Origin of the sequence: Puniceibacterium antarcticum (genome assembly GCF_002760615.1) — a bacterium.
In the GTDB taxonomy this organism is placed as follows: domain Bacteria; phylum Pseudomonadota; class Alphaproteobacteria; order Rhodobacterales; family Rhodobacteraceae; genus Puniceibacterium; species Puniceibacterium antarcticum.
In genome coordinates, this window is record NZ_AWWI01000106.1 from 17,867 (window position 1) to 39,455 (window position 21,589).

Consider the following 21,589-nt stretch of genomic DNA (forward strand, 5'->3'; position numbering starts at 1 on the left):
AGGTGACCTAAATGAAACGCAATACCCTATTAGCTGCAATGACCCTGACTGCAACCGTCCTTGGCGGTGCAGCTTTCGCGGATTCCAATCACGGACACGGCGGACAACCTGGTGCGAAGCCCGGGTCCGGCATGATGCAGAGCGGTGGCCCCGGCATGATGGGGGGCATGGACGGAATGATGGATATGATGCAGCGCATGCATGGCAACATGATGGGCGGCGGCATGATGGGCGTTATGGGCCCGATGGGCGGAGGCATGACGAAGATGCTGGACGCTGATGGCGACGGCAAGGTCACTCCTGAAGAGATGCGCACGCAGCTGCAGGCCAAGCTTGCCGAATATGACGGCGATGGCGACGGCTCCCTCTCGATTGCAGAGTTCGAAACGCTTCACAGCGCGATGATCCGCGAGATGATGGTGGACCGATTCCAGCACCTCGATGCCGACGGTGACGGCGCGGTGACGGCGGAAGAGATGGTGGCGCCTGCCGAAATGATGGAACGGATGCAGATGATGCGGTCGAACATGGCGCAGTCGCAGGGTCAGCCCGGCAATGGCCAGGGCATGGGCGACGGCACCATGATGAACGACAATTGAGAGGTTCGGCGCCAGCTCTGACTGGCGCCGCTTCCCCAAACGTCTGATCCGAAAACATCCGGACGCAACACCAGACCGCGTCCGGACTTGCCAAGTCCAGGCAATGAGCAGCAACCACAGAAAATCCGAAAGGGAGAAAATCGAATTGGCCTATACCTATGATCGTGTCTTGAAAGATGTCGCCTTGGGCGACGCTGAAATGCGCGTCCGCGATGCATTGACAGAAAAGGGCTTTGGCGTACTGACCGAGATCGACGTGAAGGCGACGATGAAAAAGAAGCTGGGTGTGGAGATGGCGCCCTATCGCATCCTTGGTGCCTGCAATCCGGGCATGGCCCACAAGGCCATCGAAATCGAGCCGCGCATCGGCGCGATGCTGCCCTGCAATGTGATTCTGCGCCAGATGGACGGAGGCACCGAAATCAGCGCCATTGACCCTGTGGCCTCTATGCAAGCGGTAGAGAACGCCGAGTTGCACGAAGTCGCCGATCAAGTCCGCGATTTGCTCCGGGCCGCTTTGGACGCGGCCTGAAGTCTCTCTCGATGCCCTTGACCTGACATGAGGCGCAGATGAACCGTAACAATACGCTCACACCAACCGTCAAGACCGCCATCGCGCTGGCATTCGCGGCGGCCTTGCTGGTCCTTGCGTTCGGACCGCTGCCCGACACCCTGACCCGCCTGAACGGCGACAGGATCTCTGCTTGGGTCATGGCTGCAGGTATCTGGGGGCCAATTTTAGTCGTCGGACTGATGACGATAGCGATCGTGGCCACGCCGATCCCAAGTGCACCCATCGCACTGGCTGCAGGCGCGGCCTACGGCCACACCGTCGGAACAGTTTACATCGTTCTCGGTGCCGAATTCGGCGCTCTTGCAGCCTTCGTTCTCGCCCGGTTTTTGGGTCGGGACGTATTGCGGCAATGGTTTGGCGACAAGATCGATGTTGGCTGGCTTGGCTCTCAGAACGCGCTGACATTCACGGTTTTTATCAGTCGGCTGTTACCATTCGTTTCGTTCGATATTGTCAGCTATGCAGCGGGGCTCAGCCGACTGCATTTCTGGCGCTTCGGACTGGCCACGTTAGCCGGAATTATTCCTGCCAGTTTCGTACTCGCGCATTTCGGCAACGAAGCCGTCAGCGGAGACACCTCCCGTGCTGCCTGGGCTGCAATCGGACTGGGCGCTCTGACCCTGACCCCGCTCGTCTTCATCGGCGTCAGGGACTGGCAAAGATGTAGATTACGCCATGACTGATCGTGACGCACACCATCTTCTGAAACGAGCACCATGGATTGAGCGCCAGGGGCATTTCGGTTTTCGGTTCCAAAGCAAAGAACAGGGACTCCCTCAATGTTGACCGCAGCGATACCATTTCCGGACATCGGAACCGATCTGTTCTCGATCGAAATCGGCAGTTTCACATTCGCGCTGCGTTGGTACGCGCTGGCCTATATCGTCGGCATCCTCATCGGATGGCGCATCTGTCTGGCCGCAGTCAATCGCCCGGCACTCTGGCCCCCGGCCGGTCCGCCACTTGATCGCGAGCAGATCGAGAACCTTCTGACATGGATCATACTGGGCGTGATCGTGGGTGGGCGCCTGGGTTTCGTGCTGTTTTATCAGCCCGGCTATTACCTGGCCAACCCGCTGGAAATCCTCAAGGTGTGGCAGGGCGGCATGTCGTTCCACGGCGGTTTTGCGGGTGTAGGGATTGCGGCGCTGATATTCTGTCTTCGTCAGAAAAGATCCCTGCTCAGCACCGCAGACCTGCTTGCGCTGGCAACTCCGCCGGGGCTGTTTCTGGGACGGCTGGCGAATTTCACCAACAACGAGCTTTGGGGGCGGCCTACGGACGTTCCTTGGGCGATAATCTTTCCGGGCGAGGCGGCGCAAGTCTGTGACGGCATCACCGGGCTCTGCGCCCGACACCCTTCGCAGCTATACGAGGCGCTTCTGGAAGGGCTGCTGCTCGGAACACTCCTGCTCTATCTCGCCTGGCGGCGCGGCTGGCTGAAGGCCCCCGGTGCTCTGACCGGGGTTTTCCTTACTGGGTACGGCCTTGCCAGAAGCTTCGTGGAACTGTTCCGGCAGCCGGACATGCAGTTCGTGACCGCCGAGAATCCGATCGGTCACGCGCTTCATTTCGGCGAATGGGGGCTGACGATGGGTCAAGTGCTTTCCGCGCCGATGATCGTGACAGGACTGGCTCTGATTTTTTACTCCTTCAGTCACTTCGGAAGCGCGGCCGACCAGAGGCCAAATACCGTCGTGTGATTAAGTGGAGCCAATAAAAGGAGGAACTCGAATGAACAGCAATGTGGAAGAACAATATAGTGGAACAGCGACCGAGAACGCACTGGTCGAAGGCCGAAAAGCGTTTCTTGGCTTCCTCGCGAAACGGCTCGGCAACCGCGCGGATTCCGAGGACGTTTTCCAAGAGTTCTGCATTCGGGTGCTGACTCGCAAGGATCAGCTTCGCGACGTGGAACGCATGGATGCATGGCTATACGCGATCCTCCGGTCCACCATGAACGATCATTTCCGCAAAGCCACTCGGCGCAACCGCTTGGCCGTAGCTGTCGCACGAGACCCACATCAGTTGGTTGCCGATGCGCCGGTGCAGATGGCGCGGCCCTGCACTTGTCCGAGCAGGCTGCTTACCGAGCTTCGTACCGTTGATGCCAAATTGATCCGGCGGATCGATTTCGGTGAAGAGGATCGGAAAATCGTGGCCGCCGATATGGGGTTGAACCGCAATGCCCTTGGCGTTCGGCTGCACAGGGCGCGCGCTGCTCTGCGCGAGGCGATCCAATACCATTGTGGAGCCTGCTGCCTGGAGGATCCCGATGATTGCTACTGCCCAGTCTAGCGCCGAAGCGATCCCCTACTGCGACAAGCAAAGCTAGGCGACGGAATCAGGCGAACAATTCAGGGCATTCACGGGCGCATTTGTTGGTCAAAATGATGTACACCAGATGCAGCGTTGCGAGCCCCGCCAGCAGGCAGAAAAACGAAATGTAGGCAAACTGGAGAAAGGCGATATCGATCACGATCACCGCCACCAGCGTCAGGGCGAAATGGCGCATATGTTTGTAATGCGACAGCGCTGGCGGCAGGGTGATAAGGGTCACATAGATCGTATTGGTCAGCCAGCGTGGCATCATGTAATCAAGCCACATTGATTTTTCATAGGCCAGCGACTGGTTGTTGATCTCGACCACGACCATGCTGCTGTTCAGCCCGTGCGGGATGTAAAGCAATAGACCGAAGGCCAGTCCGATCAACGCCATGAGGCGGAACAACCGCTTCCGAGGGCTGTCGTCCGGTTCCAGAACGTAGACCGAGTATGGCACCCAGATCGGCCACATGAACCAGGTGAAAAAAATGAACCCCATAGCTCCCCATAAGACCGTCAGGGGATCGTTTCCGTTCATGCCGACCCAGACAAAACCCTCGGTAAACTGTTGCAGTCCGGCAAAAAGCGGCATCAGGGCAAGCGGAAGATACCGTTTGTTTCGCCGCCACGCCACAATTGAAATGGCCGTGCCGCCGCCAACAAGAAAAACGCTGGCGGCAAAGCTGACTTGCGCGGACAAGCACATGGAATTCTTTCTCCGACATATTTTTTTGGGACGGCCCAAAGTGCAAACCTAAGGCACAAACTGGGCGTTGAAAAGCAACCGGCTCATTACGGGAGTCCTCTCGGCGCCGCTGACCACCCATTGCGATGGGACGGTCGCGGGCGCAGCTCAGTCGCGATTACCTCCCTGAGCACGAGGCCTCTGCGGAGACTTGGCGCGCCCCGTCGGCAAAGTATTCGAATTGCCGAGTTGAGGAATCGCCAGTGGCTTTCATGCAAATCAATGCCTTTCGGATGGAACTGTAAGGTTTGGAGACCGGCAACGTCTATTTACCTAAACGGTCGTTCTCGATCGCAAGGAAAATCGACAGGAGCCAACATTGAAAAAATTGACCCTTGAGGTCCGCGGGCTGTTCGAGGAACTCGATCATCTCGCGGTCGAACGCCATTTGTCAGCTCTCGGCGGCGTGCACAGCGCCGAAGCGAACCCGGCATCGGCAAGCGTGACAGTCCACTACGATGAGACGGCAGTGGGCGAGGAAGAGCTGCGCAACACGGTTGAGGCCTGCGGATTCCACTGCGCCGGGGAGCGGGTTCCGAACCATGTCTGCCACGCCGACCATCAAATGTCTGGCGCGGAGGCCCCGGCTGGCCACGACGCGATGGCGCACGAGATGGGCCACGGCGGTGGTATGGACATGGCCAGCATGGTCCGCGACATGCGCAACCGCTTCTGGGTGGCGCTGCTGTTCACCATCCCGATCTTCACTTATTCGCCGATGGGTGGCCTGTTCACGCCACCCGCGCCGCCCTTCGGGCTGGAACTGGATCTGTGGCTGTTCTTCCTGGGTAGTGCCGCGATTATCTGGCCAAGCTGGCCGTTCTTCGTCGCCGCCTGGCGCGCCCTGCGCAACGGCATCCTGAACATGGCGGTCCTGGTCGTGCTGTCGGTTGGCACCGGTTATGTGTTCAGCGTCGGGTCTACCTTCTTCTTTCCGGGCGTGCAATTCTACGAGGCGGTGGCGGTGCTGCTGGTGTTCATCCTGTTGGGTCACTGGCTGGAGATGCGCGCGCGGGCCGGGGCGTCCGCTGCAATCCGCGCACTGCTCGATCTTGCACCGCCGATGGCGACCGTTATCCGCGATGGGCAAGACGTTGAGGTGCCTACCTCCGAAGTACTTGAGGGCGAGATCGTGCTGATCCGGCCCGGCAACAAGATCCCGGTGGATGGCGAGGTTGTCGAAGGCGCGTCGCTGGTCGACGAATCCATGCTGACAGGCGAATCCATGCCGGTCAACAAGGCCGTCGGCGACACCGTGATCGGCGCCACCATCAACAAGAGCGGCAGTTTCCGGTACCGCGCCACCAAGGTCGGGGCCGACACCGCGCTGGCGCAGATCGTCAAGCTGGTGCAGGAGGCGCAGAACTCCAAGGCACCCGCCCAGCTTCTGGCCGACAAAGCCTCACAATGGCTGGTGCTGATCGCCGTCGTGATCGGACTTGCAACCTTCGCGGTCTGGTTCTGGTGGATCGGCTCTCCGCTTTTGTTCGCGCTGACGCTGACGATCACCGTCTTCGTCATCGCCTGCCCGGACGCGCTTGGGCTTGCTACGCCGATGGCGGTGATGGTGGGCACAGGGTTAGGGGCGCAGCACGGTATCCTGTTCAAGAATGCCGGTGCGCTGGAAGACGCGACCAAGCTTGACGTGATCGTCTTCGACAAGACCGGCACGTTGACCATGGGCGAACCGCGCGTGGTCGAGGTCGTTGCCGCCGAAGGCGGCGCGGAGGATGACGCGCTGCGGGCTGCGGCGGCCGTCGATCGCGGCTCGGACCACCCGCTGGCGCTCGCCATTGTCGAACGCGCGGCGGACCTCGACGTCCCGCAGATGGCCGAGTTTCTCAACCTCGAAGGCCGCGGCGCGCGCGCCGAAGTCGCAGGCAAGACCGTGCTGGTCGGCAATCGGCGCCTGATGGACGAGGAGGGTATCGACGTCGGCACCCTGACGGCGGAGGCCGAGCGCCTGAAGGGCGAGGGCCGCACGGTTGTGCATGTGGCGCAGGGCGGACGGATGCTGGGCCTGATCGCCATCGCTGATGCGCCGCGTCCGAGCGCCAAGGCCACCGTGGCCAAGCTGCGCGCACGCGGCGTCGAGGTGGCGATGCTGACCGGCGACAACGAAGGTACCGCAAGGCGGATCGCGGGCGAGCTGGGCATCGACATTGTGCTGGCAGATGTTCTTCCGGGCCAAAAGGCCGAGAAGGTCAAAGAGCTTCAGGCCCAGGGTAAGAAGGTCGGCATGGTCGGTGACGGTGTCAACGACGCACCCGCGTTGACCCAGGCCGATGTCGGATTTGCCATCGGTGCGGGCACCGACGTGGCGATGGAAAGCGCCGATGTCGTGCTGATGAAAAGCGATCCCTACGATGTCGTGGGGGCCATCGAGTTGTCGCGCGCCACCTTGCGCAAGATGCACCAGAACCTGTTCTGGGCCGTGGCTTACAACGTGGTCGCCTTTCCGATGGCGGCAGGGGTGTTTTATCCGTTGATCATCAGCCCCGCCGTGGCAGCACTTGCCATGTCGGGCAGCTCCGCGCTGGTGGCGGTCAACGCGCTGCTGCTGAAACGAACGCGGCTGGAAGGTATTGGTGCGGGCAAGAGTGGGTCCGCCAGCGGCGGCGGTCAGGGCGATGCGCAGGCAGGCCAGGTGCCGCTTCACGCCGGACACTCGCAGAAATCACATTGAATAAGGGGGACTTGAGATGTCTGACACATCATCGACCAAGACACCGGACGGGAAGGGCATGGCGGCGCGGTTTCCCACCGCGTATTCCATCCTGTTCGGCCTGATCATCGTTGTCGCGGCGCTGACCTGGATTATCCCTGCGGGCCAATATGACCGCGCCATGAACGAAGAGGTCGGGCGCGAGATCGCCGTGCCGGGTACGTATCAAACGGTCGAGCCCAATCCACAGGGGGTCATCGACGTCATGCTGGCACCGGTGGCGGGGTTTTATGATCCCGACAGCTATGCCGCAAATGCCATCGACGTGGCGCTGTTCGTACTGCTTTTGGGCGGCTTTCTGGGCGTGGTGAATGCCACGAATGCCATCGACACCGGCATCCAGACGGCGATGGTGCGGCTGAAGGGGCGCGAGATCTGGATGATCCCGATCCTGATGTCGCTCTTTGCCCTGGGCGGCACGACCTATGGCATGGCCGAGGAAACGCTGGCCTTTTACGCGCTTCTGATCCCGGTGGTGATCGCGGCGGGCTACGATTCCGTGACCGGCGTGGCGATCATCCTGATCGGTGCCGGGATCGGCACGCTGGGATCGACAATCAACCCCTTCGCCACGGTGATCGCGTCTAACGCGGCAGGCATCCCGTTCACGGATGGTATTGCGCTGCGGCTGGTCCTTCTGTTGGGCGGCCTCGCGATCTGCGTGGCCTACGTCATGCGCTATGCCTCGAAGGTTAAGGCCGACCCGGCCCGGTCCGTCGTCGCTGCGCAACGCGACAGCGACCGGCAGTTTTTTCTGAACGAGACGGATGCAACGTTCGAGGAGCCGAAGCTGAGCGGAACTCAGAAGCTGGTCCTGATCCTGTTTTTTACGACCTTTGCGGTAATGATTTGGGGTGTCTCGAGCCAGGGATGGTGGATGGCTCGGATGGGCGCGCTGTTCTTCGGCATGGCCATCGTCGTCGGGCTGGTCGCCCGCATGGGGGAGAAGAAGCTAACGTCGTCCTTTGTCGACGGAGCGAAGGATCTTCTGGGAGTTGCGCTGGTGATCGGTCTGGCGCGCGGCATCGTGGTGATCATGGAGCAGGGCCTGATTGCCGACACGATCCTGAATAGTGCCGCCGATACCCTCGGCGGCCTGCCGGAAGTCGCGTTCATCAACCTGATGCTTTGGATCGAGATCGGGATGAGCTTTCTCGTGCCGTCGTCGTCCGGCCTGGCCGTCCTGTCGATGCCGATCCTTGCCCCGTTGGGGGATTTCGCGGGGGTCGGCCGTGACCTCGTGGTGACGGCCTATCAATCGGCGAGCGGGCTCGTGAATCTGATCACGCCCACCTCTGCGGTTGTGATCGGCGGTCTGGCCATCGGGCGCGTGTCGTTCGACCGCTGGGTCGTCTTCGTCTGGCCCCTGCTGCTGATCCTCGTCGTCTTCATCTCGGCCGGGATCAGCCTGGCCGCCATTCTCTGATTAGAAAGAAGGAGGCATTCCAGATGTCTGAACCAAAATTGGGCGTTCATTCCGAAGCCGGTACATTGCGGCAGGTGATCGTATCGCCACCCGGCCTGGCGCATCGCCGTCTGACACCGGACAACCGCGAAGACCTGCTGTTCGACGATGTGTTCTGGGTCAAACAGGCGATCAAGGATCACGCCGTCTTTGCCGATGTCATGCGCGGCGAAGGGGTCGAGGTGTTGGATGCGATGGCGCTGCTGGGCGAGACGCTGGACATTTCCGACGCGCGCGCCTGGGTTCTCGACCACCGCATCACCCGCAATGACGTCGGCGTGGGGATGCGGGACGACTTGCGTGCCTGGATGGAGGGTCTGCCCGGCACGGAACTGGCCCGTTTGCTGGTCGGCGGCATCCGGGTGGACGATCTGCCTTTCACGCCCTCCGGCATGTTCGGCAGCTACCTTGGCCCCCACGGTTTCGTGCTGCCGCCGCTGCCAAATTTCATCTTTACCCGCGACAATTCAGCCTGGGTTTATGGCGGCGTGAGCCTGAACCCGATGCATTTCGCGGCACGGCGGCCCGAAACGCTGCTGATGGCAGCAGTCTACCGGTTTTATCCGACATTCGCGGATCGAGTGCGGGTCTGGTTCGGCGATCCGACGCGGGAATTCGGGACGGCCACGCTGGAAGGCGGCGACATCATGCCAATCGGGCACGGTGTCGTCATGGTCGGCATGGGCGAACGATCGACCCCGCAGGCGGTGGGCCAACTGGCCGAGGCGCTGTTCGAGGGTGGCGACGTGACGCGGGTGATCGCCTGCCAGATGCCCAGTTCGCGCGCGGCGATGCATCTGGACACCGTTTTCACCCATTGCGGGGGCGATGTGGTGACCACTTTCAAGGAGGTGGCGGATGCGATCACCTGCTATGACCTGCGCCCCGGTCAGGGCAAGGCCGCGCTCGATATCCGCCGGGATGCGCGCCACATATTCGAGATCACCGCTGAAATTCTGGGCCACAAGAAACTGCATCTAGTGCCCACCGGCGGGGCCGACGCCGCGGAGCAATCGCGCGAACAGTGGAATGATGGCAACAACGTGCTGGCGCTGCGCCCCGGCGTCGTCATCGGCTATGACCGCAACGACGACACCAACGCCGCACTGAAGGAGGCCGGGATCGAGGTGCTGGCCATCCCCGGTGCCGAACTCGGCCGGGGCAGGGGCGGCAGCCACTGCATGAGTTGCCCGACGATCCGCGACGCAATCTGAACCACCGACGATAAGGAAATCCCATGTCCTACAATCTGAGAAACCGCCATTTCCTGGCCCTGCGCGACTTCACGCCGCAGGAAATCAGCTTCTTGCTGAAACTCTCCGCCGACCTGAAGGCGGCGAAATACGCCGGCACTGAAGTTCCGCGCCTGACCGGCAAGGAAATCGCCCTGATCTTCGAGAAGGACAGCACCCGCACCCGCGTCGGCTTTGAGGTGGCGGCCCACGATCAGGGCGCGCATGTGACCTATCTTGGCCCCTCGGGGTCGCATCTGGGCAAGAAGGAAACCGTCAAGGACACCGCGCGCGTGCTAGGCCGGGTCTATGACGCGATCGAATATCGCGGATTTGGTCACCCTATCGTCGAGACGCTGGCGCAATACGCTGGCGTGCCCGTCTATAACGGGCTGACGGACGAATTCCACCCGACGCAGATCCTTGCCGATTTCCTGACCATGCAGGAACATTCCGACAAGCCGCTGCGCGAGATCGCCTATTGCTTCATGGGCGATGCGGGCAACAACATGGGTGACAGCCTGCTGATCGGCGGGGCGAAGATGGGCATGGATGTGCGCCTGTGCGCGCCCGAAAGCCTGTGGCCGGGCCAGGCGATCCGCGACGAGGCCGATGACGTCGCCGTGCAGACCGGCGCGCGGATCACGATCACCGAGGATGTGGACGCCGCGGTGAAAGACGTCGATTTCGTCTATACCGATGTCTGGGTGTCGATGGGTGAGCCCAAGGAAAAATGGGCGGAACGGATCGAGCTGCTGACGCCCTATCAGGTGAATTCCGATGTGATGGCCAAAACCGGCAATCCGAGGGCCAAGTTCATGCATTGCCTGCCCGCCTTCCACAATGCCGAGACCGAAGTCGGCGCCGATATCGAAGAGGAATTCGGCATCACGGCGATGGAAGTCACCGAAGAGGTGTTCGAAAGCCCGGCCTCCATCGTGTTCGATCAGGCCGAGAACCGGCTGCACACGATTAAGGCGGTGCTCGTCGCCACGCTGGGCAACTAGCGGTGCTGGTTGTCGCCGCATTGGGGGGCAATGCATTGTTGCGCCGTGGCGAGCCGCTGACCGCCAAGGCGCAGCGCGAGAACGTCGCCACCGCGGCTACCGCGCTGGCGCAGATCATCAAGGCCGGACACCGGCTGGTCGTCACCCACGGCAACGGGCCGCAAATCGGCCTGCTTGCATTGCAGGGTGCGGCCTACAAACCCGATGCAGTGTTCCCGCTGGATGTGCTGGGGGCGGAAACCGATGGCATGATCGGTTACATGATCGAGCAGGCGCTTGAAAACGCCCTGGGCCATGACCGCCCGGTCGCGACCCTGCTGACCCAGATCGAGGTCGATCCCAAAGACCCGGCCTTCGCCAAACCCACCAAGTTCATCGGCCCGGTCTATGACAAGGCGGAAGCCGAACGGCTCGCGCAGGCGCGGGGGTGGAGCATTGCTGCGGATGGCGCGCATTGGCGCCGCGTGGTGCCGTCGCCGATGCCGAGTGGCATTCCCGACCTGAAGGTGCTGGAACTGCTGCTCGAGCAGGACGTGACGCTGATCTGCGCAGGCGGCGGTGGCATTCCGGTCGTCCGGCGTGCCGACGGTTCGCTGATCGGGGTCGAGGCGGTGATCGACAAGGATCACGCGACGGCGCTTCTGGCACACAAGCTGAACGCCGACGCGCTGTTGCTGCTGACTGACGTCGAGGCCGTGTTCCGCGACTTCGGCACCGAAACGCAATCGGCTATTAGGCAGGTGTCGCCGGAGGACGCAGTGCGTCTGGACTTGCCCGACGGCTCGATGGCGCCGAAGGTGGCCGCCGCCGCGGCTTTCGTATCCGATCGTGCGCGTTTCGCCTCCGTGGGTCGCCTGGAGGATGCGCTTGCCCTGCTAGATGGCAAGGCGGGCACGATGATCGTAAACAACTAAACCCAAGGAGCATATTCGATGAAACGTCTGGCAGAAAAAGTCACCCTGATCACTGGAGGAGCGGCAGGCATCGGTCTGGAAACCGCCCGGCTTTTCTTGAGTGAGGGGGCCAAGGTTGCGCTTGTGGACCTCCACGTTGACGACCTGTCGGATGCTGCGGGGGATCTGGGCAATCCGGACGACCTGCTGACAATCGCCGCCGACGTCTCATCGGTCGAAGATTGCAAAAGATACGTCGCGCAGACCGTCGAGAAGTTCGGGCGCATCGACGTGTTCTTCAACAACGCCGGAGTCGAAGGCATGGTCGCGCCGCTGGTCGATCAGAAGATCGAGGATTTTGACCGCGTGATGGCGGTTAATGTGCGCGGCGCTTTCCTTGGGTTGCAGCATGTCTTGCCCGTGATGACTGGGCAGCAATCGGGCAGCGTGATCAACATGTCGTCGATCGCGGGCCTCAAGGGCAGCCCGAACGTCGCGCCCTATATCACGTCGAAACATGCCGTTGTCGGTTTGACGCGCGCCGCCGCGATAGAGGTCGCAGGCCACAACGTGCGTGTCAACTCGGTGCATCCCTCGCCGGTCAACACGCGGATGATGCGGTCGCTGGAGGAAGGGTTCAATCCCGGCCACGGCGACGAAGTGAAGCAACAGCTTGCCGGCACGATTCCGCTGGGTCGCTATGGTGAAAGCATAGAAATCGCCAATCTGGTCCTGTTCCTCGCCTCCGACGAGTCCGCCTTCATCACGGGAGCGCAGTATCCCATCGACGGGGGCATGTCGGCGGGCTGATCGGGTCTCTGCCCTATGGGTTTGGAACCTGTTGCTAGGGGGCTGTCAGGTCGCCGTAAATGTCCCGACCCCAAGCGCCGCGTTCGTACGCGCAATCGACGCCGATCCGTCTCGCTCGGCTTCCGTCAGGGCGCGGATCGCGTCGATGGTTTCGGGGATCACGATGGCTTGGTTGTCGACCATGTAGGCATAGTACAATTCGTCGCCCTCGACCTTGAGCATGTCCTCCCACAGAGCCACCTCATAGAGGCTGTCGTTGGGACGCCCGAAATCGGCCATCATCTCCTTGACCGCGTTAAGTGCGCCCAGCCCGTCCGCCATCCGGATCAACGCGATGCGGGAGGAGGCGCGGAACGCTTCGAGTACCTCGTCTTTGGACGCCTTGCGCGGCATCCTGACCGACCAATAATGCAGATGGGCAAGGGTCTGCGGCACCTTCACGGCCATCGTGATCACGTCGAGATCGGGATCGACGCTTTGTGCATCCGGGCCCTGATGGCTGGGAATATCGGGTTCGGGCACAAGCGTGTTCATGATTCCACCCAGATGGCTTTCCCACGGGTCGGTGGCGCGCCGCAGGAGCGTTCCGCGCGCTGAGCCAAGAAGCCCTGCAACTTTCAGCGCTGTGAGGGTGCGGACGATCGACGTCGTGTTGCAGGACACCACGCGGGTGCGATCGCGCCCAATCGCGCTTGCATAGTTTGCTTCGGCAACAAAGGAATGGCCGGTCACCTCGTGTTTTTCGCCGCCATGAACGATGAACCGGATGCCTCTTTCGCGATAGGTTTCCACATTGCGCACAGCCACTTTCTTGGGCGTGCTGTCCACCACGATGTCTGCGGTAGCAAGCAGGTCGTCGAGCCCTCCGGCCACGTCAAGGCCGGCCTCTCGCATGGCCGGGGTGCGATCCGGGTCGGCGGCATAAAGCGCGAAACCCTTCGCGCGCGCCATGCGGGCGCGCCAGTCGGAGGTGACATCCGCCACGCCAACCGCGCGCGCCATGCGGGCGCGCCAGTCGGAGGTGACATCCGCCACGCCAACGAGGTCCATGTCCTCTTGTGCGACCACTGCGTCTGCCACACGTTTGCCGATCACGCCGTATCCGTTTACGGCAACTCTGATAGGTCTCATGTCAGTCATCCCGCTCTCGTGAATTCTGTGCCGGTCGAAATATCCCAGGCGGATTCGCCTGCCTTGACCTTGGCGATATAGTCACGGGTCAGCGGAACCGCATCACGGCGCTTGGCAAGCTGGATCTGGAAGACCATCAACCGCCCATTCCGGAACGCCATTTCGCAGACAGCCAGATAGAATTCCCACATACGGCAGAACCGCTCGTCGTAAAGCATGCGCGCTGTTTCGCGTTCCTGGGCAAATCGTTCGGACCAGTGGCGCAGAGTCTCGGCATAATGCAACCGCAGGACCTCGACATCCGTGACCCACATTCCCGCACGCTCTGCTGCCGCGATGGTTTCGGACAGCGTGGGCAGATAGCCCCCGGGGAAGACGTATTTGCGGATCCACGGATCGCTGCCGCCTTTGGGCGCCATCCTGCCGATCGCATGCAAAAGTGCGACGCCATCGGGCCTGAGAACGCGCTGAAGGGTGGTAAAAAACGCATCGAATCCGCTGCGGCCCACATGCTCGAACATACCTACGGACACGACGCGATCGTATAGCCCATGCTCTTCGCGGTAATCGCGCCGTTCAAAGGCCACCTGATCAAACAGGCCGGTTTGCTGGGCACGTTCGCGGGCAGCGGCAATCTGTTCGGTCGAGAGGCTGAGCCCGGTCACGCGCGCCTCGTGTTGCTGGGCAAGCTCCATCGCCAGCCCGCCCCAGCCCGAGCCGATGTCGAGAACCTCCAGACCGGGTCGCATCAAGAGCTTTGCTGCGATGTGCTTTTTCTTGAAGGCCTGGGCCTCGTCCAACGTTTCGGTCCCGATCGGGAAGTAGGCGCAGGAGTATTGTCGATCCGCATCCAGAAAAAGGTCGTAGAGTTCGGTCGAGATGTCGTAGTGATGCGCCACGTTCGCGTGAGACCGGCTGATCGGATTATGATGCAGCCTGCGGCTCAGGAATGCGTCCAGCCAGCGGGTCAATCGTCTGCCAGGCAATGCGTCGATAGTATCTATGTCGGTCATGCAGATCGAGAGGAGGTCGCGCAGGCTGCCAGTTTCAATGCGCAGCGTCCCGTCCATATAAGCCTCGCCAAGTGCAATGCTGGGGTTCACCAGAAGTTGCACAGGCAGCACCTTTTCGGTCAAACGGACGGAAACGGCGGGTTCGCCGCCGGGGCCGAAATGCCACGTCTGGCCGCAGGGATCGTAGATGGTGAGGCGTCCGTTTTGAACGAGGCGTCGCAGCGATTTGGCGAGCAACCACATGGCCGCCCGTCCCGGTGCGAGACGTCCGGTTTCAATCCGGCTACCTTCTTGTTCAAAGCGTTCGTCGGGAGAGGTTTCGCTATTGGACATGATCGCTTGCTCCGTCTTGTTTTTTGTCGGCAGGCGGCGTCAACCGCCGCTTTCTGATAAAACAGACGAAAGATGACAAGGTTCATTACAGCGCAGCGGCCTGCCGACACGGTGCCCGCGGTGCACAGGCGTGCGTAGGCGGAACCCTTGGAAAACGGATCGGCGTGTCCTCGCTGGCGGACAATAGAACGCGATCCGTGAATTGCAGACACGCCGGTGAGAGAGGGCCAGCACATCGGGGCTCAGTCCGTCGTTTTCGCTCCGGCGTCGTCCTTCATCGCTTGAAAACGAGCGCGGGCCTTTTCCGCTGCGTCGCAATCGCAATCGAGAAAGCCATGAACCGGGCAGGTCAGGCACATCTGTTCCAACCTTGTCTTCAACGCCTGCCGACCCCGGTGAAGGCGGACCGTGATGTTGTTCAAGGTGATGCCAAGGTCTTTGGCGACAGCATCGCGCGGCTGCTCCTGAAGATCGACGCGCCAGATTACTTCGGCATATTCCGGTCTGAGCGTCGGCAACAGCTTGTACAGACAATTGCATATCGCCTCGTCGAGTTCTTCGTCGAACCCGTTTTGGACGCTGTCCAGGTCGGTTGGGGCCATGACTACCTCCCTCTGGCGCCTTCGCGAAACCTTGCGACCGTAGTCGGCGATGGACGACGCCAGAATCTGGCCGAGCCAGCCACGAACGGCGCGCACATCGCGAAGTTGCTCGGAGCGGTCAATGGCGCGCAGCATGAACGTTTGCAGGACATCCTCGGCTGCCTCCGGATCTCCCAGTCGCCGACGCAGGAAATTCAGGATATGCTGCCGACCTTCCACCAGCGAGCGACGGACAGCGATGTCCGCATCCTTGGCGGCTGTGTTGGGCTGATCTGCTGTGGATAACCGATCATTCGGGTCGTGATTCATGATACACCTCTGAAAAGTAAGACGCCGAACCATCGAGAACGTTACACTTTTTCGGGTGCTTCGGGTGACCTGATTGTTGGTGGTTTTGCTGTTGGGTATGCACAGGCGCGGTCTTTTGGAACCCGGGCCAACGGGCGTATGCCCAGGAATGCGTAAGGTTTCGGCTGCCGCAGCGTCTTCTTACTTCGCCCCTGAGTTGGCACATCGGAAAATTTCTGCAATTCCTGCCACTTCTGACTTGGAAAGGAAATCTCGATGTCGCCGACTGTCATAACCAAAATCGTTTTGGCCATGTTCCTGTGGGCGGCGTGCTTTCCGTTGATCACGGCAGGGCTGCAATACTCGCCGCATCTGACTTTTGCGACAATGCGCGCAGTTCTGGCCGGAGCAACTTTGGTGGGTCTGGCCATGATTTTGCGCAGACCATTCCCGCGCGGTTGGCGCACGTGGTTGACCTTGGGGATCGTCGGGATTGGTGCGACAAGTTTGGGATTTCTGGGCATGTTTCATGCAGCAGAATTCGTGTCTCCGGGCCTCGCCACGGTCATCGCAAACGCGCAGCCGCTGCTGGCCGCAATACTGGGTGTTGTATGGCTTGGCGAAAGGCTGCCGAAGGTCGGTTGGGTCGGCCTTTCGATCGGATTCATGGGAATCCTCGTGATCGCGCTGCCGCAATTGCTTGATGGAGGGCAAGAGGGGTCGGCCATCGGTTTCGCCTATATCGTTTTGGCCGCGGTTGGGGTGACCATCAGCAACGTGGCCATCAAGTCCATCGCCGGCAAAGTGGACGGGCTTTTTGCAATGGGGTTACAGTTGCTCATCGGCAGCGCGCCGCTCGCGTTCGCAGCCCTCGCGCTGGAAGATCAAAACGCCATTCAATGGAACGCGGTCTTCACGGCATCGCTTTTGGGGCTGGCCCTGTTCGGCTCAGCGCTGGTGTATTGGCTCTGGTTTTCCGTGCTGGAGGCAGTTGAGCTGAACCGGGCGATTGTGTTCAGCTTTCTTGTTCCAATCTTCGGTCTTTCAATTGGTGCCTTGTTTTTCGGGGAACGCCTGTCCGGGATTCAATTTTCCGGTATTGCGCTGGTCATTTTGGGGATCGTGTTCGTCAATCTTAAGGGAGCACGGCGGTCTCAAGGTCGATAATACAGAACAACCTGTTAACCTGTTTTCAAACGGTCGTTTTGGCTATTGTCTTCGTCGAAAGCCTGTTTGCTTCGATACGAATGTGTGTTGCTTATTCAGAGTGACGCGCGGAGGGGCAAATTGTTCTTAGAATGACTGCGCGCATTGTACGTTAGAGAGACAATGCTCGAATCAGCGCTGATCGCACCTTCGCAAACCTCTTGGAAAGGGCAGAGACATCATGGCATCGCAAGACAGTGGCAAGCCCGATGTGCCCGACGCTTCGCCGGAACGCGCCCTGTTGGACGGGCGCGGAGCGTTTATGGGATTTCTGGTCAAACGGCTTGGCAACCGCGCAGATGCAGAGGATGTCCTGCAAGACTTCTGCATCCGCGTGCTGTCACGCAAGGATCAGCTCCGAGAGGTCGAACGAATGGATGCGTGGCTCTACACAATCCTGCGGTCCACTTTGAACGATCACTACCGCAAAGGGACCCGGCGTAGCCGGCTGGCGGCGGCGGCGGCGCGCGAACCAGAGGGATGGATTGCCGATGCGCCCTCACAGATGGCGCGGCTGTGCACCTGCCATGGCGGGTTGATTTCCGAACTGCGCCCGGCGGATGCCGAACTGATCCGGCGCATCGATTTCGGCGAAGAAGATCGCGAAAGCGTGGCAGCCGATCTGCGGCTTAACCGCAACGCACTTGGTGTCCGGCTACACCGGGCACGCACTGCTTTGCGCGAGGCGCTTACAACGCATTGCGGCAAGTGCTGCCAAGAGGACCGGGACGATTGTTACTGTCCGCCCGAGGGCTGCGAGAACGACAAACACGAGACTGATTGCGAAGAAGAGGGACAACTATCCTGATCGCAGCGAAGTCGGGTCTGTAACGATTTCCATGATCCAGCGTCTTCTTCTGTGAGTGTGCCCGAAGGCACAACCGCAGGAGAAATTGAACATGCCACGTATCACGTCGGATTGGAACTCGGGAGTACCCCGTCAACCATCATCCGATGACGATCTTCGCGTCTTTTTATCCCGGATGACCTGCGCATGTGCCGAGACTTCCGCGTACGCAGATGCCCCGATGGCACGCGCGTTGTTCAACCGTGTGGAAGTGATGAAACAACCCCCGACGCTTGCGGCACGCGCGCTGGGTATTGCGTCTCGCGATGCGACCTATCTCCTTTCCGGTCTGCGCGAGGATGTGGCGAAGGATTTCGTGCGTGTGATGCTCGCTGGACGACCCTCCATAGACACTACCAATCAAGAGGAAGCTGATGATGAATAAGAGCCTGCGCCTTGCGACAGTGACCCCGGAACAATTTCTTGCACCCGTTTCCGGTAACGCAACGACCGCTAGTAACGTGCCTTACGTCCAAGACGCCTTTGAACGCTGGGTGCTGCTTCTCGACACGCTGCGTGAACGCGCCGACAATATGATCGCGCATGAGCGGCAGGGCATGCCGCCGCTTCTGGATTTCGATTACGAACTGCTGCTGGACGCACGCACCTTTGAGCGGTCGGCCAACTACGCGCTGCTCAGGATCACGCGGGTCGGCGACGATTGCTGGGACGATTGCGTGGACGAGGCCAAGCCGCCCGTGATCGTCATTGATCCGCGCGCCGGGCACGGGCCCGGTATCGGCGGCTTCAAGCGCGACAGCGAGGTCGGCATGGCGATGCACGAGGGCCATCCGGTCTATTTCGTGATCTTCTACCCCGAGCCCATGCCAGGTCAGACGCTGTCGGATGTGCATTATGCCTTGCGCGACTTCGTCTCCGAGGTCGCTCGCCGTCACCCGGACACAGGCCCCGTGCTCTACGGCAATTGCCAGGCCGGTTGGGCGGCCACGCTGCTGGCGGCGGATTGCGACGGTCTGACCGGTCCGATTGTACTGAACGGCTCGCCGCTCAGCTACTGGTCGGGCGAGGCGGCAAGCAGCCCGATGCGGATGATGGGCGCACTGTCGGGCGGGGCATGGGCCGCCCATATGATCTCCGATCTGGGGGACGGGCGGTTCGACGGTGCCTGGCTGGCACAGAATTTTGAGACCTTGCAACCCGAAAAGGCGATCTGGGACAAATACGCGAACCTCTTTGCCCATGCCGACACCGAACGCGAGCGGTTCCTTGAGTTCGAACGCTGGTGGAATGGCTACTACACGCTCAGCCGCGAGGAAATCCTCGGCATCACGCAGAACCTGTTCATCGGCAACCGGCTGGAACAGGGCGAGATGCAGCTGGATGCGCATTGCACCGTCGATCTTAAGCGCATCAGCAATCCGCTGATCATCTTCGCCTCGGACGGTGACAACATCACGCCGCCCGAACAGGCAATGGGGTGGATTGGCAAGCTTTATCCCGATACCGATGCGCTCAAGGCAGCCGGGCAGCGCATCGTCTATATGACGCATCCGCGTGTCGGGCATCTGGGCATCTTCGTCTCCGGCTCCGTCGCGCGGCTCCAGCATCGTGCGATTCTGGAAAGCCTGGACGATGTCGAGGCCCTTTCCCCGGGTCTCTACGAGATGGTGATCGACAACCCGTCGGGTGACCCGGACTGCGAGACCGGCGATTTTGAGGTGCGATTCGAACCGCGCGAGGTCGATGATCTGGGCATTGCATCGGACGATGCGGCCTTGAAACAAGTGGCGCAGATATCGCGGATCAACGAGGCGGTCTATTCGACTTTCGTCAGTCCTTGGATCCGCGCCGCGACGACCCCGGCCAGCGCTGAGGCGCTCCGTGCGCTGCACCCCATGCGCTGGACCAGAACGATGTTCTCCGAACAGGTGAACCCGTGGATGGCCCTGATCAAGTCCACCGCCGAAACGCTGCGCGAGACGCGCTCACCATTGCCGGACGACCACCCCGCGATCGTGGCCGAGCGTGCGCTGTCGGCGCGCACCGGCGAGGGTATAGGCGCATGGCGCAAGGGACGCGATGCCTGGATCACCCATGTCTTTGGCGCGATGTTCGGCAATTTCCCGTTCGCCGCAGCAACCACACAGGCGGAAAAACCGTCGGCCTCATCAAAAAAAGGAATGAACAATTATGGAATGGCTTTTTGAAAACTGGGTTTTGGTTCTCGTCTTCGGCGGAATGGCCGCAATGCACCTTTTCGGGCACGGACATGGCGGACACAAACATGGCAAGTCGGCCAAGCGTCATGGTGCGCACGACAAGAAGTCCGAAGCTTCCGCCGATACCGAGGCAGTGTCGGAGGATGCCTGAATTCGACGCATGCTGCGATCCTGCGGAACTGCTTGATCTGTCCGGCCGGAAGGGTCTGGTTGTCGGCATCGCCAATGATCGCAGTCTGGCGTGGCCTGCTGCCCTGCATTTCCGTCAAGCGGGTGCCGAGCTCGCCATCACCTATGTCGATGAGCGCACCAAACCTCATGTGGTGCCATTAGCTGCACGTCTCGAAGCGCCGATCCTGCTGCCCTGTGACGTGAATGCGCCGCACGAACTCGACGCTGTCTTCGACGCCATCACGGACCGCTGGGGAAAATTGGATTTCATCCTTCATGCCGTGGGCAGCGTGCCGCCCGGCGACCTTCATGGCCGCCTGACTGACTGTTCGGCTGCAGGGTTTTCCCAAGCGATGCATGTGTCCGTCCATTCGCTGATCCGCATGGCGCATCTTGCCGAGCCCCTGATGAAAAGAGGCGGCAGCCTGATCACTCTGAGCTATCTGGGTGGCGAACGTGTGGTGGAGAATTACAACGTGATGGGGCCGGTCAAGGCGGCGCTTGAGGCCACCGTGCGCTATCTGGCTCACGAACTCGGGCCATCGAACATCCGCGTCAACGCCATTTCGGCGGGACCCGTGATGACCCGCGCGGCGTCCGGGTTGACCGGCTTTGCGGGTCTTCTGGACGCGACCGCGCGAGTTGCCCCTTTGCGGCGCAACGTCACGGCCGACGAGGTGGGCCGCGCCGCCCTGCTGTTCGCCAGCGACTATACCGACGGCATCACGGGCGAGGTGCTGCATGTCGATGCGGGTGTTCACGTCGAAAGCCCTGTCGCCGCAGCCAAAATGAACGTCAAATCGGAGGAATCATGATGCGCCAGACAATTGACGAAACCAATCAGTTGCCCGCAACAGAGCGCCGCGATTTCCTTTATTATGCAACGGCCTCAACCGGCGCGATTGCCGCAGGCGCGGCGGTCTGGCCGTTGATCAATTCGATGAACCCCTCTGCGGATGTGACCGCGTCCGGCACGGTCAGGGTCGATCTTGCCGGTGTCGAACCGGGTCAACGTATTACCGTGAAATGGCAGGGGCGCCCGGTCTTCGTCTGGCGCCGGTCACCAGCCGCAATTGAGGCTGCACGAGCCGTCGATCTCGACCAGCTTCCCGATCCTGTTGACGAAGCGGTCGAGAATCCGAACGCAAGTAGTGAAGAGCCAGCGCTGGATGAAAACCGCGCGGCGGGCGAGGATGGCGAATGGCTGATCGTCATCGGTGTCTGCACCCATCTGGGGTGCATTCCGCTGGGGCAGGATGGGTCGGCGGTGGGCGAATTCGGCGGTTGGTTCTGCCCGTGCCACGGATCGCATTACGATACCTCGGGCCGGATCCGGAAGGGGCCGGCCCCACGCAACCTCGACATCCCACCTTACGATCTGGGCGACGACCTGCAACTCGTTATCGGCACCTGACGTGCTGAACCAGCCAAAACTCAAGAAGG

Annotated in this window: 22 protein-coding genes; 18 read left to right on the plus strand and 4 right to left on the minus strand. The window is 60.9% G+C overall.

Going from position 1 to position 21,589, the window contains the following annotated elements:
- The first annotated feature begins 11 nt into the window (after positions 1-11).
- The 5 genes from P775_RS14935 to P775_RS14955 all read left to right on the plus strand — a co-directional run bounded on the left by P775_RS14935 (position 12) and on the right by P775_RS14955 (position 3,471).
- The gene (locus P775_RS14935) at positions 12-599 is read left to right on the plus strand and encodes an EF-hand domain-containing protein (RefSeq protein WP_245875707.1); all 588 of its coding nucleotides are present in this window, start codon (positions 12-14) and stop codon (positions 597-599) included.
- A gap of 145 nt (positions 600-744) precedes the next feature.
- On the plus strand, positions 745-1,131 hold the full coding sequence (locus P775_RS14940; RefSeq protein ID WP_037275483.1) for a DUF302 domain-containing protein: 387 nt from the start codon (positions 745-747) through the stop codon (positions 1,129-1,131).
- Between the two features lie 38 nt (positions 1,132-1,169).
- Positions 1,170-1,856, plus strand: a complete 687-nt coding sequence (locus tag P775_RS14945) for a TVP38/TMEM64 family protein (protein ID WP_099911740.1) — start codon at positions 1,170-1,172, stop codon at positions 1,854-1,856.
- A gap of 96 nt (positions 1,857-1,952) precedes the next feature.
- Entirely contained in the window at positions 1,953-2,876 is a 924-nt protein-coding gene (lgt, locus tag P775_RS14950; RefSeq protein WP_037275436.1) for a prolipoprotein diacylglyceryl transferase, read from the plus strand.
- Between the two features lie 31 nt (positions 2,877-2,907).
- A complete protein-coding gene (locus P775_RS14955) occupies positions 2,908-3,471 on the plus strand; it encodes an RNA polymerase sigma factor (protein WP_099911741.1) in 564 nt (187 codons plus the stop codon).
- Between the two features lie 46 nt (positions 3,472-3,517).
- Here P775_RS14955 and P775_RS14960 read toward each other — a convergent pair whose 3' ends face one another.
- A complete protein-coding gene (locus tag P775_RS14960; protein WP_237183598.1) occupies positions 3,518-4,243 on the minus strand; it encodes a DUF6629 family protein in 726 nt (241 codons plus the stop codon).
- A 319-nt stretch (positions 4,244-4,562) separates the two neighbouring features.
- On the opposite strand from P775_RS14960, the gene P775_RS14965 reads away from it, so the two are divergent.
- Genes P775_RS14965 through P775_RS14990 form a run of 6 tightly spaced genes read left to right on the plus strand, consistent with a single transcriptional unit; the run spans position 4,563 to position 12,375 of the window.
- Complete coding sequence (locus P775_RS14965) at positions 4,563-6,929, plus strand: heavy metal translocating P-type ATPase (RefSeq protein ID WP_008282905.1); 2,367 nt, start codon at positions 4,563-4,565, stop codon at positions 6,927-6,929.
- Between the two features lie 16 nt (positions 6,930-6,945).
- The gene (locus P775_RS14970; RefSeq protein ID WP_037275431.1) at positions 6,946-8,394 is read left to right on the plus strand and encodes a YfcC family protein; all 1,449 of its coding nucleotides are present in this window, start codon (positions 6,946-6,948) and stop codon (positions 8,392-8,394) included.
- A 23-nt stretch (positions 8,395-8,417) separates the two neighbouring features.
- Positions 8,418-9,647, plus strand: a complete 1,230-nt coding sequence (locus tag P775_RS14975; protein WP_088635785.1) for an arginine deiminase — start codon at positions 8,418-8,420, stop codon at positions 9,645-9,647.
- 23 nt (positions 9,648-9,670) lie between these two features.
- Positions 9,671-10,672: an ornithine carbamoyltransferase gene (gene argF / locus P775_RS14980; protein ID WP_008282902.1), complete on the plus strand. Its 1,002-nt coding sequence runs from the start codon at positions 9,671-9,673 to the stop codon at positions 10,670-10,672.
- A 2-nt stretch (positions 10,673-10,674) separates the two neighbouring features.
- The gene (gene arcC, locus P775_RS14985; protein ID WP_099911742.1) at positions 10,675-11,586 is read left to right on the plus strand and encodes a carbamate kinase; all 912 of its coding nucleotides are present in this window, start codon (positions 10,675-10,677) and stop codon (positions 11,584-11,586) included.
- A gap of 18 nt (positions 11,587-11,604) precedes the next feature.
- Positions 11,605-12,375: an SDR family NAD(P)-dependent oxidoreductase gene (locus P775_RS14990; RefSeq protein WP_008282900.1), complete on the plus strand. Its 771-nt coding sequence runs from the start codon at positions 11,605-11,607 to the stop codon at positions 12,373-12,375.
- Positions 12,376-12,420: 45 nt separating this feature from the next.
- On the opposite strand, the gene P775_RS14995 is transcribed toward P775_RS14990, so the two are convergent.
- The 3 genes from P775_RS14995 to P775_RS15005 form a co-directional block, all read right to left on the minus strand.
- A complete protein-coding gene (locus P775_RS14995; RefSeq protein ID WP_218967707.1) occupies positions 12,421-13,506 on the minus strand; it encodes a type II glyceraldehyde-3-phosphate dehydrogenase in 1,086 nt (361 codons plus the stop codon).
- A 5-nt stretch (positions 13,507-13,511) separates the two neighbouring features.
- The gene (locus P775_RS15000) at positions 13,512-14,852 is read right to left on the minus strand and encodes an SAM-dependent methyltransferase (RefSeq protein WP_099911744.1); all 1,341 of its coding nucleotides are present in this window, start codon (positions 14,850-14,852) and stop codon (positions 13,512-13,514) included.
- Between the two features lie 242 nt (positions 14,853-15,094).
- Positions 15,095-15,763 carry an RNA polymerase sigma factor gene (locus P775_RS15005; RefSeq protein WP_008282897.1) on the minus strand — a complete coding sequence of 223 codons (669 nt, stop codon included), beginning with the start codon at positions 15,761-15,763 and terminating at the stop codon, positions 15,095-15,097.
- Positions 15,764-16,018: 255 nt separating this feature from the next.
- Between P775_RS15005 and P775_RS15010 the strand changes: the two genes are divergently transcribed.
- From P775_RS15010 to petA, 7 genes are all read left to right on the plus strand, one after another.
- Complete coding sequence (locus tag P775_RS15010) at positions 16,019-16,909, plus strand: DMT family transporter (RefSeq protein WP_088635788.1); 891 nt, start codon at positions 16,019-16,021, stop codon at positions 16,907-16,909.
- A gap of 220 nt (positions 16,910-17,129) precedes the next feature.
- Positions 17,130-17,756, plus strand: a complete 627-nt coding sequence (locus P775_RS15015; protein ID WP_099911745.1) for an RNA polymerase sigma factor — start codon at positions 17,130-17,132, stop codon at positions 17,754-17,756.
- 91 nt (positions 17,757-17,847) lie between these two features.
- A complete protein-coding gene (locus tag P775_RS15020) occupies positions 17,848-18,180 on the plus strand; it encodes a hypothetical protein (protein ID WP_180287451.1) in 333 nt (110 codons plus the stop codon).
- Positions 18,170-19,963, plus strand: a complete 1,794-nt coding sequence (locus tag P775_RS15025; protein WP_233145761.1) for a DUF3141 domain-containing protein — start codon at positions 18,170-18,172, stop codon at positions 19,961-19,963. Before P775_RS15020 ends, P775_RS15025 begins: the two co-directional genes overlap by 11 nt.
- Entirely contained in the window at positions 19,947-20,126 is a 180-nt protein-coding gene (locus tag P775_RS15030; RefSeq protein WP_008282892.1) for a hypothetical protein, read from the plus strand. The genes P775_RS15025 and P775_RS15030 overlap by 17 nt, the downstream gene beginning before the upstream one ends.
- Positions 20,119-20,961, plus strand: a complete 843-nt coding sequence (fabI, locus tag P775_RS15035; protein ID WP_099911746.1) for an enoyl-ACP reductase FabI — start codon at positions 20,119-20,121, stop codon at positions 20,959-20,961. The genes P775_RS15030 and fabI overlap by 8 nt, the downstream gene beginning before the upstream one ends.
- Positions 20,958-21,560 carry a ubiquinol-cytochrome c reductase iron-sulfur subunit gene (petA, locus tag P775_RS15040; protein ID WP_099911747.1) on the plus strand — a complete coding sequence of 201 codons (603 nt, stop codon included), beginning with the start codon at positions 20,958-20,960 and terminating at the stop codon, positions 21,558-21,560. The genes fabI and petA overlap by 4 nt, the downstream gene beginning before the upstream one ends.
- The last annotated feature ends 29 nt before the right edge of the window (positions 21,561-21,589 follow it).